This is a genomic window from Dyella sp. M7H15-1 (assembly GCF_004114615.1).
Taxonomy (GTDB): Bacteria; Pseudomonadota; Gammaproteobacteria; order Xanthomonadales; family Rhodanobacteraceae; genus Dyella_B.
In genome coordinates, this window is the sequence record NZ_CP035300.1 from 3,391,628 (window position 1) to 3,407,926 (window position 16,299).

The window sequence follows — 16,299 nt, forward strand, 5'->3', positions numbered from 1 at the left end:
TGCAAGGCCCACTGGGCTTCTCTCCTCAGTCGAAGCAGCCGCCATGACCACCATCAAGCAAGACGATCTGATCCAGTCCGTCGCCGACGCCCTCCAGTACATCAGCTACTACCACCCGGTCGACTACATCACCAACCTGGCCAAGGCGTACGAGCGCGAGGAATCGCCCGCCGCCAAGGACGCGATGGCGCAGATCCTGATCAACTCGCGCATGGCCGCCGAAGGCCACCGTCCGCTGTGCCAGGACACGGGTATCGTCACTGTGTTCCTGAAGGTGGGCATGAACGTGCGCTGGGACGCGACGATGTCGCTGGAAGATATGGTCAACGAAGGCGTGCGCCGTGCCTATAACGATCCGGACAACAAGCTGCGTGCCAGCGTGCTGGCCGATCCGGCCGGCAATCGCAGCAACACGAGGGACAACACCCCGGCGGTGATCCATATCTCCATCGTGCCGGGCGATACCGTCGACGTGATCGTGGCGGCCAAGGGCGGCGGCTCCGAGGCCAAGTCCAAGTTCGTGATGCTCAATCCGTCCGACTCCATCGTCGACTGGGTGCTCAAGACCGTGCCGACCATGGGCGCTGGTTGGTGCCCGCCCGGCATGCTGGGCATCGGTATGGGTGGCACCGCCGAGAAGGCGATGCTGCTGGCGAAAGAAGCGCTGATGGAACCGATCGACATCCAGGACCTGATCACCCGCGGACCGAGCAATCGCGCCGAGGAATTACGTCTGGAGCTGTACGACAAGGTCAACGCGCTGGGTATCGGTGCACAGGGTTTGGGTGGCCTTACCACCGTGCTGGACGTGAAGATCAAGGATTACCCGACCCACGCTGCGAACCTGCCAGTGGCGATGATCCCGAACTGCGCCGCCACGCGCCACGCGCACTTCACGCTGGATGGCTCCGGCCCGGTCGCGCTGGACCCGCCATCGTTGGAAGACTGGCCGACACTCACCTACGATGCCTCCAAGGGCCGCCGCGTGAATCTCGACACCGTCACGCGTGAAGACGTCGCAAGCTGGAAGCCCGGCGAAGTGCTGCTGCTCAACGGCAAGCTTCTCACCGGCCGCGACGCCGCGCACAAACGCATGGTCGACATGCTCAACAAGGGCGAGAAACTACCGGTCGATTTCAACGGTCGCTTCATCTACTACGTCGGCCCGGTCGACCCGGTGCGCGACGAAGTGGTTGGCCCGGCCGGCCCCACCACCGCCACCCGCATGGACAAGTTCACCGAACAAGTGCTGGCGCAGACCGGCCTGCTGGGCATGGTCGGCAAGGCCGAGCGCGGCCCGGCCGCGATCGAGGCCATCAAGAAGCACCAGTCGGTCTATCTGATGGCGGTGGGCGGCGCGGCGTACCTGGTGTCCAAGGCCATCAAGGCCAGCCGTGTGCTGGCGTTCGAGGATCTGGGTATGGAGGCGATCTACGAATTCGAAGTCAAGGACATGCCGGTGACCGTGGCGGTGGATTCGGCGGGCACGTCGGTGCACAAGACCGGGCCGCGGGAGTGGCAGGCCAAAATTGGCAAGATTCCCGTTTCAATTGAGTGACGTAGCGCGCATGGCGCGCCACGTTCGCCTCCTCTCCCCTCCGGGGAGAGGATTGAGGTGAGGGGCCAACCTCGCGCAACGCATGGACCGGGCAAGATTCGCGTTCGCCTCCTCTCCCCTCTGGGGAGAGGATTGAGGTGAGGGGCCAATTTCGCGCAACGCATGGGCCAGGCAAGATTTGAAGAGCAAGGCTGGTACGTATTGTTTGGGGTCTTCCGCAAGCCCCACCCCTCACCCCAGCCCTCTCCCCAGAGGGGAGAGGGGGGTACGCAGCCGCCATCATTCCGCCACCCCGATATCCCAATTCGTCAATTGCATTCCTCCTGACGCAGCGCAACACTCAAAGCTTTCATTCCCCATCAACCCTGACAGAGAAACCGTGACCTCCCATGCCCCCGCGCCGCTTACCTCCGGTGCACCCTGGATCGTGATGAAGTTTGGCGGCACCAGTGTCGCCACTCTGCCGCGCTGGCAGAACATCCGTGAGCTCGTTGCCAGCCGTCGCGCCGAAGGCGCACGCGTGCTGGTTGTTGTGTCCGCGCTCACCGGCATCACCGACGCACTCAAACAAATGTGCGCGCAGGAAGACAAAGGCAAACGTATCGAGGCTGCAAAAGCGATCGCGCAGCGTCACTACGACCTGCTCGATCACATGCAGATCACCGTGCCGGAAACGCTGGCCGAGCGCTTGCGTGAGTTGGGCAAGCTGGCCGAAGAGGGTCCGGCCGTGTTGGGCGAACTGGCGTGGTCTGCGCTAGTGCAGGCGCACGGCGAACTGATGTCCAGCGCGCTCGGTGCGGCTTTCCTCAGTCACAGTGGGTTGCTCACGCAGTGGGTGGATGCGCGCGACTGCCTTGGCGCGGTGGCATTACCTAATCAGAACGAGCGCACCAAGCTGCTTTCCGCGATGGTCGAAGCCAAGCCCGATCCGGCCTTGAATGCGCGTCTGGCAAAACTCGGCGAGGTATTCATCACGCAAGGCTTCATTGCACGTGAATCGCAGGGTCGTACCGTGCTGCTTGGCCGTGGCGGCTCCGATACGTCCGCCTCGTATTTCGGTGCTCTTCTGAAAGCGCAGCGCGTGGAAATCTGGACCGACGTGGCCGGCATGTTCACCGCCAATCCGCGCCAGGTTCAGGGTGCGCGTCTGTTGCAGAAACTGGATTACGAGGAAGCACAGGAAATCGCTTCCACCGGCGCGAAAGTGTTGCATCCGCGCTGCCTATCGTCGCTGCGCGAACCACGCGTACCGATGCTGATCAAGGACACCAACCGGCCCGAGCTAGAAGGCACGGTGATTGGTCCGGAAGTGCGCGAACACGCACCCAGCGTCAAAGCCATCAGCGCGCGTAAGGGCCTGACGCTAGTATCGATGGAATCGGTGGGGATGTGGCAACAGGTTGGCTTTCTGGCCGACGTATTTGCGCACTTCAAGCAGCATGGCCTGTCGGTGGATTTGATCGGTTCGGCCGAAACCAACGTGACGGTGTCGCTCGATCCTACCGAAAATCTGCTCGATTCCGATGCCGTCGCTGCCTTGGCCAGCGATCTGTCCAAGGTATGCCGGGTAAAGGTGATCGCGCCGTGTGCGGCCATCACGCTGGTCGGCCGTGGCATGCGTTCCATGCTGCATACCTTGTCCGGCGTGTTGGCGGAGTTCGGCCAGTTGCGCGTGCACCTGATCTCGCAGTCGTCCAACAACCTCAATCTCACCTTCGTGGTGGATGAGAGTGTCGTCGACGAACTGATACCGCGCCTGCATGAAATGCTGATCGCCGCCGGTGCTTTGCGTACCGACGACAGCGCCTTGTTCGGCCCGAGCTGGCAAACGCTGTACGGCAGTGGTGAAACCTTGACCGTTGGCGATGCTTGGTGGCGTACGCAGTGTCGCGATCAGTTGCTCGCGCTAGGTGCGCAAGCCACGCCACGCTATGTCTACCATCTGCCGACTGTGCGCGAACAGGCACGTGAGCTGAAATCGATTACGGCAGTGGATCGGATGCATTACGCGGTCAAGGCGAATACGCATCCGGCCATCCTGCAAGCGTTGGCCGAAGAAGGTTTCGGCTTCGAATGCGTGTCGCCAGGTGAATTGAAAGCGGTGATGGCCGTCGTGCCGACATCGGCGCCGTTGTTGTTCACGCCGAACTTCGCACCGCGCGAGGATTACGCCTGGGCGTTAAGCACGCGTGCGATGGTGTCGCTTGATTCGCTTTATCCGCTGGAACACTGGGGCGATGTTTTTCGCGGATGCGAGATCGTGCTGCGTGTCGATCTGGGCCGTGGTCTGGGTCATCACGAAAAGGTGCGCACGGGTGGCAGCGGCAGCAAATTCGGGTTGCCCGTCGACCAGATCGATGCGTTCCTGCGGCTTGCCGATGCACATGGCGTAATGGTGCGAGGCCTGCACGCGCATCTCGGCTCCGGCATTCTCGATGCCAAGCATTGGGGCGAGGTCTATAACCAGCTCGCCAGCCTGGCCGAGCGCATCGGCAGCGTGGCTTTCCTTGATATCGGCGGCGGTCTTGGCGTGCCCTCGCATCCTGGCGAGGCGCGGCTGGATATCGATGCGCTGGACGAGGTGCTGCGCAAGGTCAAATCGGCCTATCCGCACTACCCGTTGTGGATGGAGCCAGGTCGTTACCTAGTCGCCGATGCTGGCGTGCTGATCACCCGCGTCACCCAGCAGAAGGGCAAGGGTTCCTGGCGCTACCTTGGTGTGGATACCGGTATGAACAGTCTGATCCGCCCCGCGCTCTACGATGCCTGGCACGAGATCGTGAATCTCACTCGCCTCGACGAGCCTGCCACCACGTTGTACCAGGTGGTTGGCCCCATCTGCGAAAGCGGTGACGTCATCGGTTCCGACCGTCGCCTGCCGGAAGCGAAGGAGGGCGACGTGATGCTGATCGCCCAGGCAGGTGCCTACGGCAAGGTGATGTCCTCGCCGTACAATCTGCGGGATGAGGCGGAAGAGATCATCCTTGAGTAAGGCCCGCTTTTACTCCCTCTCCCCTCCGGGGAGCGGGTTGGGGTGAGGGGCCAACCTCGCGCGACGTAGAAAGGAACTCAGACATGAAACGCATGAACGTCATCCGCGCACAGGCGTTGCGGCAAAACATGACGGATGCGGAGCGGCTGCTTTGGCGTCACTTGCGCAATCGGCTGTTCTCAGAACAGAAATTTCGCAGGCAGCATGAAATCGACCGCTATATCGTCGATTTCGTCTGTGCAGATGCGCAGCTGGTTGTGGAGTTGGACGGCGGGCAGCATGCCGAGCAAGTAGAGAAGGATCAGGAGCGAACGCGCAGGCTGAAAGCGATGGGCTATCGTGTATTGCGCTTTTGGAATGATGATGTCTTGAAAAATACAGAAGCAGTGCTTGAGGTGATTCTTGGCGCTCTCGCAAGTGCAGCCCCTCACCCCAACCCTCTCCCCGGAGGGGAGAGGGAGCCAAGCACGTAGCGAGACTTGACAACCTCGCCACACACTCACCCACCCTCCTCTCTCCTCTGGGGAAGGGTCGGGGTGAGGGGCAGGCCTCGCGAGCAGTCAGTTATACAACCGGAGTAATTGCGTGACTCACCCGATCCAACCCCGCCTCACCCAGCTCTTCCGCTTCGTGCGTTGCAGCTACGCCAACGGTGTGGCCGAACTGGTGTATGCGTTCGACCAGGGTGAGGAGCTGATCGAACGCATAAGCTTCCCCAACGCGCCGGACATGCCTGCCGCGCGCAAACACGCCTTCGACGCAGCATTGAAACTGCTGCACTTGTTCGCTGGCGTCAGCTACTACAAAGCCGGCGTGCCGCCGAAAATCGAAGTGGCCGAAGGTCCGCTCGACGACGCCACCGCCAACCTGCTCGATGATCTGTATCTACACGGTCTGGCCGAGTTCGCCTATCGCAATGGCCTGGACTTGCGTGGGCGCCTTGTATTTCCGCGTTCCGGGGAACCCTCCGGAAAAGTGGAAGCTGCGACACTGCATCTACCCAGGCGCACCCTGGTGCCGATCGGTGGCGGCAAGGATTCGCTGGTTGCGGCGGAAGCCATCAAGCAGACGGGTGGCGAAGCCACTGCGGTATGGGTAGGTAATTCCCCGCTGATTGCCGCTTGCGCGGAACGCACCGGCTTGCCCACGCTCAACATCCAGCGCGAACTCGCGCCGGGTTTGTTCGAACTCAACCGGCTTGGCGCATGGAACGGCCATATCCCGGTCACTGCCGTGAACTCGGCCATTCTTGCCGTTGCCGCCATTCTCTATGGCTATGACAGCATCGCTTTCGCCAACGAGCGCTCCGCCTCGGCCGCCACGCTCGAATACGATGGCCAACAGGTGAATCACCAATGGAGCAAGGGTTACGCTTTCGAGCAGATGTTCAGCGATTGGCTGCATACGCACGTCGCGGCTGATCTGGATTATTGCTCGCTGCTGCGTTCCCATTCGGAGTTGGCGATCACGCGCGCCTTTGCCAGGCTTGCACCGTATTTCGACGTGTTTTCGAGTTGCAACCGCAACTTCAAGATTCTCGGACCGAAGCCGGCGGATCGCTGGTGCGGCCAGTGTCCGAAGTGTCATTTCGTATTTCTCGCGCTGGCGCCGTTCCTGCCCAAGCCGCGATTGCTCGGCATCTTCGGCCGCAATCTGCTGGATGACGAAACGCAGGCCGCAGGTTTCGATGCATTGCTGGAATACCACGATCACAAGCCGTTCGAATGCGTTGGCGAAGGCGCTGAAGCACGTGCCGCGATGTATGCGTTGAGCCAGCGGCCAGAATGGCAGGAAGATGCCCTGGTGGCACGCTTTCGCCATGAAATCCTACCGCAGCTCGATGCGGCCCAGCTCGCACTAGAGCCGTGGATGCAAGCATTCGGTGAACATCGTGTACCCACCCGCCTGAAGGCGGCGCTGGCGGCGATCGGTTGACATGCGCATAGCGGAGCTCGCCGGCCAGCGCGTCGCGATCTGGGGTTTCGGTAGGGAAGGGCGCGCGGCCATACACGCAGTGCGCAAGCGCTTGCCGGATCTGTCGCTGGCGCTGTATTGCAGCGCAACGGAAGCATCGGAAGCGCAAGCCTTCGATACGACATTGCGTGTCTATCCGCATGAGCCGGATGCCGTTGCGCTGAGCGCGTATGACATCGTCATCAAGTCGCCGGGTATTTCCGCCTACAAGCCCGCTGTCGTGATCGCGCAGGCGCAAGGTACCCGTTTCACATCCGGCACGGCGCTGTGGTTTGCAGAGAGTCCACAAGCACGCGTGGTTGCGGTGACCGGCACCAAGGGCAAAAGCACCACCGCGGCACTGCTTGCCCATCTTGCGCGTGCGCTTGGCGTGCGCACCGCCTTGGCAGGGAATATCGGTTTGCCCTTGCTCGAATTGCTCGACCAGCAAGCCGAGCTGTGGGCGATCGAGTTGTCCAGCTTCCAGACCGGCGAAGCCGGTCCGCTGGAGCTGGGTGTCATCACCAGCCTCTACGAGGAACATCTCGACTGGCATGGTTCGCGCGAGCGCTATGTAGCCGACAAGCTCAAGCTGGTCGAGGCGGCGCATCGGTTGCTGGTCCATGGCGAGCAGGCGTCACTGCTGGAAAAGACGGCGCATCACGCGCATCGCCTGTTGTTCGGTCAGCCGGAAGGCTGGCATGTGGCGGACGGTTTTATTCGTCGCGGCGCATCCGACGTGTTTGCGCTGGATCGCCTTGTCGTGCCGGGTGTGCACAATGCTTTGAATGCATGTGCCGCATTGGCTGCATTAGAAACCATGGGCTACGACGCCGTGGCCGCCGCATCGGCATTGGCAAGTTTCCGTCCGCTTCCGCATCGCCTGCAACCGCTGGGCGAGCATGATGGCTTGCAGTGGTTCAACGATTCCATCAGCACCACGCCGGAGGCGACGCTTGCCGCGCTGGAAAGCCTGCATGGCCGCGAAGTGACGGTGATCGTGGGCGGCCACGATCGCGGTCTGGATTGGGCGCATTTTGTCGACGCGGTTACATCGCGCACGGCCTTGCGCATCATTACGCAAGGTGCCAATGGGCCGCGTATCGCCGTTGCACTGCGAGCGTCAAAGTCGGCAGTGCCGCTGGGCGACGTCGACACGCTGGCGGATGCGATAGAGATGGCACGTATCGTTACACCCGAAGGCGGCACGGTCTTGCTTTCACCCGGGGCACCGAGTTTCGATCAGTTCCATGACTACGCCGAACGTGGTCGCCGCTTTGCCGGCATGATCGGTTTCGATGAAAGCCAGATATCCGGTATCGCCGGTATGGGCATCGCCTGACACTCACTCGCTGAGCTGCCTGCAGGGTGGCAGGGAAATGTCAGTATGGCGCGTTCTATGCGGTGAATCCGCTGGGGTAGGGGTGCTACATAACCCATCATGAAAAAGAGCCGCGTCATGCGGCCCTTTTGCTTGCAACCGATTACCAGATCTTCACTCGATCATCCGGCGCCAGGTAAAGCTTCTCCCCCGGCTTTACGTTGAATGGCGCATACCAGCCATCGATATTGCGCACCGTCAGCGCACGGAAGTTGGCTGGCGCATGCACGTCAGTGGCGAGGCGTTGGCGCAACGCTGCGTCACGGATCTTCGAGCGCCAAGCCTGGCCGAAGGCAAGGAAGAAACGTTGATCGCCAGTCAGGCCATCGATCACTGGCGCCGGCTTGCCATCCAGTGACTTGTGGTAGGCCGCGAAGGCTACCGTGAGGCCGGAAACATCGGCGATGTTTTCGCCCAGCGTCTGTTGGCCATTGACGTGCAAGCCCGGCAGTGCTTCGTATAGGTCGAATTGCTTGACCAATTTTTGCGTGGCTTCCCGGAAGTGCGCGGCGTCTTGCGGCGTCCACCAGTTTTCCATCTTGCCCCGTGCATCGAAATCGGCGCCGGTATTGTCGAAGCTATGGCTGATCTCATGACCGATGATGGCCCCGATCGCGCCGTAGTTCGCGGCGGCATCCGCGTTCGGATCGAAGAACGGCGGTTGCAGGATGGCGGCGGGGAAGTTGAGCGCGTTCTGCAGTGGCAGGTTCACCGCATTCACGGTTTGCGGCGTCATCCACCACTCGCCGCGATCCACCGGCTGGTGCAGTTTGGCAAGTTGATGCTGGTATTCCAATGCAACGGCACGCTGGTGATTGCCGAGCGGATCATCCGCGCGGATTTCCAGCGCACTGTAGCTGCGCCAGGTTTCCGGATAGCCCACGCCGACGCGCAGGGTTTGGAGTTTTTCCTTGGCCTTGGCGCGCGTAGCCGGTGTCATCCATGCCAGCGTATCGACGCGGGCGGCGAAGGCGGCAATGATGTTCTTCACCATTTCTTCCATTTTCGTTTTGGACGAAGCAGGGAAGTAATGCTTCACATAGATTTGGCCGACAGCATCGCCGAGATCAGTATTGGTAGCGGCAACCGCACGCTTCCAGCGATCCTGCTGCTTGGGTGTGCCCTGTAGGGTGGTGCCGTAGAAGTCGAAGTTCAGGTCCGCATAAGCCTTGGGCAGCAGCGGTGCGGCCTGGTCCAGCGCGTGATAGCGCAGCAACAGCTTCCAGGTTTCCAGCGGTTCGCTCGCGACCAGTGACGCGATACCGCTGGTGGCCGAGGGCTGCCACACATCGATCTGCTTCTGATCCTCCAGGCCGGCGGCTTTGAAGTAAGCCGTCCAGTTGAGGCCCGGTGCTTTTTGAGCGAAGTCGCCCATGCTCCACACGTTATTAGCTTTGTGCGGATCCTGACTGTCGATCAAGGTGGCCTGTGCCCGCGCAATCTTGGTTTCCAGCGCGATGATAGCCTTGGCCTGCGTTTCGGCGTCGGGCGTGCCGGCAAGCTTCAGCAGCGAGGTGACATACGTCTGGTATTTGGCGCGCGCCGCAACCATGTCCTTGTCTTGCGACAGGTAATAGTCGCGACTGGGCATCGCGATGCCGCCCTGCATCAGATACGCCATGGTGTGCGAAGGATCTTCCAGCCCCTGCGTCACGAACAGGCCGAACAGGTTTTCCGTGTGGAAGTGGGTCGCGTTGATCGGGTCGACGTCCGCACGCTGCTGGCTGCCGAGCACGCTGGCGAGATCGTCGCGCGTCTTGATCGCATCGATCGGGTCGAACTGCGATGTCAGCGGGGTAAGGCCATGTTTCTCGATGCGGGCTTCGTCCATGTAGGCCGTGTAGAAGTCGGCAATCTTACGTTCATTGGAGCCGGCGGCAGCGTGGCTGCTGGCGATGCTGCGGATCAGTTCGGCGGTATGCTTCTCGGCCAGTTGATATACCAGCAGAAAGGTGCCGGTGCTGGCACGATCGGCGGGAATCTGCGCGGTCTTCAGCCAGTTGCCGTTGGCATAGTCGAAAAAATTGTTGCCCGGCAACACGCTGTGATCGATGCCCTTGAGATCGATGCCGATATCCGTGTTGCTGACCTTGGCGACTGATGCGCCTTCCATTGCTGCCGGCGCAGCCATCAAACGGGTGACGCCACTCAGTACCGCGGCGGTAAAAATCCATCGAAATCTCTGCATGGCAAACACCTTTGTGGGAGACTAAGTCTTTCACGATAGTTTGCCATGAGCGGCTTGCGAGCATGACTCTTGGTCTAGGCATCACTCGGGCATCACTCAGGGCCGTCGATTCCGGGGACATGCGTTCGACGTGTCCATAGGCGGTGGACACGTCCCGAGACCATCTTCATAGGAGCAGACATGGCCACCGTATCCGCAGCCCATTCTTCGCATGTTTTTATGCATCCGGACCGCCGTTGGCTGGCGCTTATCGTGCTGTGCATGGGGGAGCTGATGGTCGTGCTGGACACCACCATCGTTAACGTGGCGCTCCCCTCGATCAAGACCGATCTGAAGTTCGGCGATACGTCGTTGGCCTGGGTCGTGAATGCTTACATGCTTACCTACGGCGGTTTTCTATTACTGGGTGGACGATTGGGTGATCTTTACGGACATCGTCGGCTGTATCTGATCGGCCTCGGCGTCTTTACACTGGCATCGTTGGCCTGTGGTTTTTCCAGCACACAAGCCGCACTGGTGGTGGCGCGCAGTGTGCAGGGCCTGGGTGGTGCGGTGGTGACGGCGACGGCACTGTCTCTGATCATGGATTTGTTCACCGACGCTGTCGGACGTGCCAAGGCCATGGGCGTTTACGGTTTTGTGTGCGCCGGCGGCGGCAGTCTCGGCGCAATGCTGGGTGGTGTACTGACCAGCAGCTTGAGTTGGCACTGGGTGTTCCTGGTGAACCTGCCGATTGGGCTTGCTGTGGTGGTGGCTTCCTTGCGCTTGCTGCCGGCGGCGCCGGGCACGGCAACCTCGCGGCATTTGGATGTATGGGGCGCCGTGACGGTGACCGCGGCACTGATGCTGGCGGTCTATGCCATTGTCAACGGCAATCAGGTTGGCTGGTTGTCGTCACGCACGTTGGGTCAGCTTGCTGTCGCGGTCGTGCTACTCATGATCTTCCTGTGGACTGAAACGCATGTGCGGACGCCGTTGATGCCGCTACGCTTGTTTCGGCTGCGCAATCTGGTGATATCCAACATCGTGGGCGTGCTGTGGGCCGCGGCGATGTTCGCCTGGTTCTTCCTGTCGGCCTTGTACATGCAGCTTGTGCTGGGGTACTCGCCGATGGAAGTAGGGCTGGCGTTTCTGCCCGCCAACCTGATCATGGCGATGTTCTCGCTTGGCATCTCCGCCAAGTTGGTGATGCGCTTTGGCATTCGCCGTCCGCTGGCGGTGGGCCTGGCGTTTGCGGCATGCGGTCTGCTGCTGTTTTCGCATGCATCGGAAAACGGACATTTTCTGACTGACATCCTGCCTGGCATGCTGTTGCTCGGCGTGGGTGCAGGTGTTGCATTCAATCCGGTCCTGCTAGCGGCGATGAGCGACGTGGGGCCGTCGGAATCGGGGTTGGCTTCGGGCGTGGTGAATACGGCGTTCATGATGGGCGGCTCGTTGGGGCTTGCCGTTCTGGCCAGTCTTGCCTCTTGGCGCACACAGGTATTGATAGCGACGGGTGGAAACCAGGCATCCGCGCTTACCGGTGGCTATCAGTGGGCGTTTCTCGTGGGTGCTTGTTTCGCTGCGCTAGGCGCTTTGCTTGGCGCAGTGCTGTTGCGCACGCGTCACGCGCAGACTGATGAGCAGGCGGCGGTGGCGCACTGATGGGTAAAATTTTTAGATTGGGTTGAGATTTCAAGCCGGGCTCGTTTCCTTCACCAGAATGGCTGCCAATAGAAACATTCCGAGACCAAGGCCATACCGTGAACCTGGAAACTGATCGCCGAATTCGTGTTGCATTGCTCGACGACCATCCTGTGGTGCTGTTTGGTTTGTCCGCACAGCTTGGACAGTTATCGGATATTTCGGTCGTCGGCAGCTTTGAAAGCAGCCGCGCACTGCTTGTAGTCCTGACTTCGCAAGAAGTGGATGTCCTGGTGATGGACTATTCACTGGGTCCGAAGGAAATCGATGGTGTTAACCTGCTGCGCATGTTGCGCCTGCGCTTCCCCAAGCTTGAGATTCTGGTGGTATCCGGTTACTGCAATCCGGCCACTGCGGCATTGACTATCCGATCCGGTGCGCGGGGATTCATAGGGAAGATAAGCCTGATGCATGAATTGCTCGATGCGATACGGACGGTGGCGGCACGCCAACGTTATGTCGACAAGGTGATCGCGTATGAGCTTGATCTGGCGTTGAAAAAGGTGGCCGCTGATGATGACCGCGGAGAAACGGCGACGCTTGCAGAACAGGTCTCGCTGTCGCCCCGCGAGTGGGAAGTGCTGCGTTGTGTGCTGGATGGCATGGCTGTGACGTCGATTGCCACCAAGTTCTCGCGCAGCGTAACCACTATCAGCACCCAGAAGCAGGCTGCCTATCGCAAACTAGGGATTCGCACCGATGCGGAGCTGTTCAAGGTTCAGCACAGTCTGGGGAGGATGTACCAATAATCGGATTATTTCTCGATGCGGTAATTGAGGCTGGCGCGATTGAAGTCGGTGGCGTTTTGCGCTTCAAAACTCCAGCGCTTGCTGAGGCGATAGCGCAGCGTGATCACCTGACCGGGTTCGAACAGGCCCACGCCATAGCTCAGATAGAGCCTCGGCGAGAGGTACTTGCCCACTGTGAAGGCCGAGTTGCCGTTCAGCGCGTCGTTGCTCGATACGCCGATATCATCAATACCGAGTTTGCTACCGATGCTCTTGGCAAGCAGGTTGCCGGTGGCCGAGCCCAATGCCTGCGCCGCCGCATTCACCATGCTGCCTTCACCACCCTTTACTTGCGAAAGTGGTTTGCCGGTGACGAGGTAGGACAACGCATCGGATTGATCCATCACTGGGTTGGAGAACACCGTCAGCACGGGACGCTGTGCCGTGCCTGTGATCTGCAAGCCAACCTGCTGCCCCTGGTCGATGGCGGCGTTGGGCGTGAGACTGCGCAGTGCGCGGATGTTGAGGCCAGGATTGTCGATCGGCGTGCTGGCAAACAGCAGCAGACCCTGCTGGATCCGCAGGTTCTGGCCGTAGGCCTTGTAGGTGCCGTTGACCGCGATCTGGCCCTGTCCGGTGGTGCTGCGTCCGGGACGTTCATCCACCGTGAGTACGCCGCTCAGCCGTCCATCCAGGCCCATGCCGACCAGGTGCGCACGGGATCCAAGGTCGACCTTGATCGACGCCGTGATGGGCGTGGAGCCGCTGTTTGCCAACGGCTGAGGCTGATCCACGATCACGATATCCGGAGATGCCTTGTTAACGCCGCTGCCGGGCAACTTGTCCAGATTGACGTCAGCATTGTCCAGTCGCACGGAGCCTGCGGCGTTGATGCCTTGCGCATCGTGACGCACGAGTAGATCCGGTGAAATAGCCACTTTCGCAGCGGGAATGTCGACGACGGTGACATTGTTGCCTTTCAGCGTGATGCGGGTTTGCGTCTGCGCATCGAGACCCGCCACGCCATCGATCGCCAGCGTGCCCTTGCCGGATGTCACGCTGCCGCTGATGCGCAACTGATGGGTATCGGCGGCGCTGAGTGTGAGTTTGCCTTCGGTGAGCTTCAGGCCGGCATCCGGTACTTCGGCGGCGAAACCATCGACGCCCGCTTGTCCTGTGATCGTGGGCTCGGACAGCATTCCACCCAGCTTGAAGTCGCCATCGAGCCGGCCCCTCACGTTGGCCAGTGCGTCGGTAAACAGGCTGATGAAGGCCAGGTTGTCCAGATGCAAGCCAATCTCGCCGGCAAGTGCTTCCTGTGCACCAGTAATGCTGGCTTGCCCATCCAGTCGTCCATGGTTGTTGAGCGCGGCCCGCAAGCTGATCTGCTGATTACCCGGCGCAAGGGTGGCATTCAAGGCAAGATCAGTGTAGGTGAGTGCGGGTTGATCGGGATGTTCGTTGTAGGTGAAGCGACCTTGTTGCGACGTCACCGACGCATTGCCAGTGAGCACGCCCGCTGCATTGCGGTGAATCTTGCCGTTGCCTTCCAGCAGGCCGTTCGCGCTGAAAGGCAGGTTGGCGTTGCCAGCCGCATCCACCATGAGCGCGAGTGGTACGGCGTGCAACTGATAGCTTGCATCGAGGTTGCCGGCCTTATCGTAATCGCCGCTGACGCAGAGCAAGGGGTCACCCGCGGTGAGGCACAGCTCGGAAAGGCTGGCGCTGCCGTTGTTCCAGCCAAGACGTACGGCTTGTTGCAGATGCCAGCGTGGCAGGTCGTGCAGGTCCAGCACCAGCGAAGAGAGCGTGCCGTTCCAGTTCGGGCCCTTCAGTGAACCGCTGAGTGTCAGTGCGGTGGAGAGTTGATCGCCCTGGGCGTCCAGCGTCAGTTGATGCTGTGCTGATGTGCCTTGTCCATTCAGGCGTATCTGCCTGAACGCCAAGCCACCTACGTCGGCGCCGCTGGCATCCAGCTCCAGTTTTCCGCCCGGATTGCTGATATCGGGGATGTCCACCTGCAACTGCAGATGTTTTACACGTTGCTCCTGCCAGGTTAGCGATTGGCCTTGCAGATTGCCGCTGATGGCGAGCTTCGGCAGTTTGCCGCGAAGGTGGAATGGGCCGTTCAATTGCCCGCCGGCTTCCGGCAGCCAGTCATTCAGCGATGCAATGGCCAGCGTGACATCGGCATCGTTGCTGTTGCCGGGGCGGGCGAGCAGTTTGATGCTGCTGCTGGCGGATGCGAGATCCAGTGTGCCGTCCAACACTTCGTTGGGCGACAGATGCAAGTGGCCGCTGCCGCGCAGTGGGCGTTGGCGCAATTGTCCATCCAGCTTGCGCAGATCCAGCGTGACATCTGGGCTGTTCTTGACCAACTTGCCTTGTGTACCGAGGTCCGCGTCCAGCAACCCTTGCCATCCCGCGAAGAGTTGTCCGGGATCGAATTTGCTGGCATTGGCTTGCAGTTGCCAGGCGAGATCGGGCTGCAAGGTGAGTGAGCCGCTGGCGATGAGGTTGCCTTGTGGTTGCAGCAGGCTCAACGTGTGCAATTGGATCTGTGCGGGTGTGCCATCAAGATTCAGCGACAGCCTGGCGAGCTTGTCCGGTGGCCCAACGCTGACGTCACCTTCGGCGTGATAACGCTCGGCACTGCCTTTGGCGGTGAGATGTCCCTGGCTTTGCAGCACCTGGCCCACGAGTGGGGCGGGCAGCTCCACTTGTTTCCAATCGATGGCGAGATCGGCGCTGACCGGGTGAGCGTCCAGTTGCACGGTACCCGATGCATCGAGCAGACCTTTCACTTGCGGCGAAGTGAGTTGCAGGTGCTGTAGCGTGAGTGTCTTGAAATCCTTGTCGAAGTTCGCCTGCAGTGGCTGCAGGGAAAGGCGGTAGTCGTTGAGGACAAGCTCGCCGGTGATCGAGCCGCCGTACTGATCGCCACTGCCTTGCAGGTTCGCGGCAAGGTGCGTCAGCGAGCTGCTGCCGATCAGTGGTTTGGGGTCGAACACGGGTAGGTCGAGCTTTGCGGTCCAGGCATTCTTGCGTTGATCTAGGTCTAGCTGGAGTTGCGCCAGCATGGGTTCGCTCAAGGCGAGTTGAAGCTGGGCGTTGCGGCCATCGCTTTGCGCGTTCAAGCTGCCGGCGTATTCGGTGTTATCGATTTTCCACACGATTTGCGCGTGGCCTTTGCCACGATAACGTCGTCCGATGCCAAGCTGGCCATCCAGATCGACATGGCCATCCGGCGCGTGCAGGGTCAGTCGACTCACGTTGAAGCCGCGGTGGGTCCAGCTTCCGGCCAGATCGAGTTGATCGGAGGCGAAGAGCGATTTACCGTCTTGCTTGATCGTTACCGGCCCCACGTGGAGCTGATCCAGTACTAGCGCGATGGGCGGCTTCAACGAAAAGCTGCTCGATGAGGATGAGGTCTCTTGTGACTTGGGCAACGCCACATCGACACGGTTCACACGCAAGTCGATCACGTGCAGTCGTTTGTACAGCAGTGGCCAGAGACGCCAGTCCAGATGGGCTTGGGTGATCGTTACATCCGTGCCTTCGCCGTCGTTGTAGCGAAGCTGGGCCAGATCGAGCGGACCGATGAGGCGACCTTGCGCCTGCTGCACCTGCAATGTGCCATGGGTAAGGCTTTGTGCTTGGGCAAGCGCAAAACGCAGGCCGGAGCCAGTGCACAGCAGCCAGCCCATACTGCTTGCGAGCAGCAGGAGGATGATCAGCACGCCCAGTCCGATAACGCGCAACCAGCGGCGGCGAGAATGGGGAGTGGGCGGTGGAATGGTATTCACGCTATGC

The 16,299-nt window shown here is 60.6% G+C and carries 9 protein-coding genes; 7 read left to right on the forward strand and 2 right to left on the reverse strand.

The window, feature by feature from the left end:
- The first annotated feature begins 43 nt into the window (after positions 1 to 43).
- The 5 genes from EO087_RS15580 (at position 44) to murD (ending at position 7,845) form a co-directional block, all read left to right on the forward strand.
- Positions 44 to 1,558, forward strand: coding sequence for a fumarate hydratase (locus EO087_RS15580; protein WP_128899662.1), 1,515 nt, complete (start codon positions 44 to 46; stop codon positions 1,556 to 1,558).
- A 430-nt stretch (positions 1,559 to 1,988) separates the two neighbouring features.
- Entirely contained in the window at positions 1,989 to 4,550 is a 2,562-nt protein-coding gene (locus EO087_RS15585) for a bifunctional aspartate kinase/diaminopimelate decarboxylase (RefSeq protein WP_240669217.1), read from the forward strand.
- An 83-nt stretch (positions 4,551 to 4,633) separates the two neighbouring features.
- Positions 4,634 to 5,023, forward strand: a complete 390-nt coding sequence (locus EO087_RS15590; protein WP_128899664.1) for an endonuclease domain-containing protein — start codon at positions 4,634 to 4,636, stop codon at positions 5,021 to 5,023.
- Positions 5,024 to 5,135: 112 nt separating this feature from the next.
- A complete protein-coding gene (gene murL / locus EO087_RS15595; protein ID WP_128899665.1) occupies positions 5,136 to 6,485 on the forward strand; it encodes a UDP-N-acetyl-alpha-D-muramoyl-L-alanyl-L-glutamate epimerase in 1,350 nt (449 codons plus the stop codon).
- Position 6,486: 1 nt separating this feature from the next.
- Positions 6,487 to 7,845 (forward strand): UDP-N-acetylmuramoyl-L-alanine--D-glutamate ligase, encoded by a 1,359-nt coding sequence (murD, locus tag EO087_RS15600; RefSeq protein WP_128899666.1) that lies wholly within the window; start codon positions 6,487 to 6,489, stop codon positions 7,843 to 7,845.
- Positions 7,846 to 7,987: 142 nt separating this feature from the next.
- Here the strand turns inward: murD and EO087_RS15605 are convergent, their stop codons facing one another.
- A complete protein-coding gene (locus EO087_RS15605; RefSeq protein WP_128899667.1) occupies positions 7,988 to 10,072 on the reverse strand; it encodes a M13 family metallopeptidase in 2,085 nt (694 codons plus the stop codon).
- A 180-nt stretch (positions 10,073 to 10,252) separates the two neighbouring features.
- Between EO087_RS15605 and EO087_RS15610 the strand changes: the two genes are divergently transcribed.
- Together EO087_RS15610 and EO087_RS15615 are read left to right on the forward strand one after the other, a co-directional pair.
- Positions 10,253 to 11,719, forward strand: coding sequence for a DHA2 family efflux MFS transporter permease subunit (locus tag EO087_RS15610; RefSeq protein ID WP_240669078.1), 1,467 nt, complete (start codon positions 10,253 to 10,255; stop codon positions 11,717 to 11,719).
- Positions 11,720 to 11,817: 98 nt separating this feature from the next.
- Entirely contained in the window at positions 11,818 to 12,507 is a 690-nt protein-coding gene (locus tag EO087_RS15615; RefSeq protein ID WP_205744388.1) for a response regulator transcription factor, read from the forward strand.
- A gap of 5 nt (positions 12,508 to 12,512) precedes the next feature.
- Here EO087_RS15615 and EO087_RS15620 read toward each other — a convergent pair whose 3' ends face one another.
- Positions 12,513 to 16,292, reverse strand: coding sequence for a translocation/assembly module TamB domain-containing protein (locus EO087_RS15620; protein WP_240669079.1), 3,780 nt, complete (start codon positions 16,290 to 16,292; stop codon positions 12,513 to 12,515).
- Positions 16,293 to 16,299: the final 7 nt, after the last annotated feature.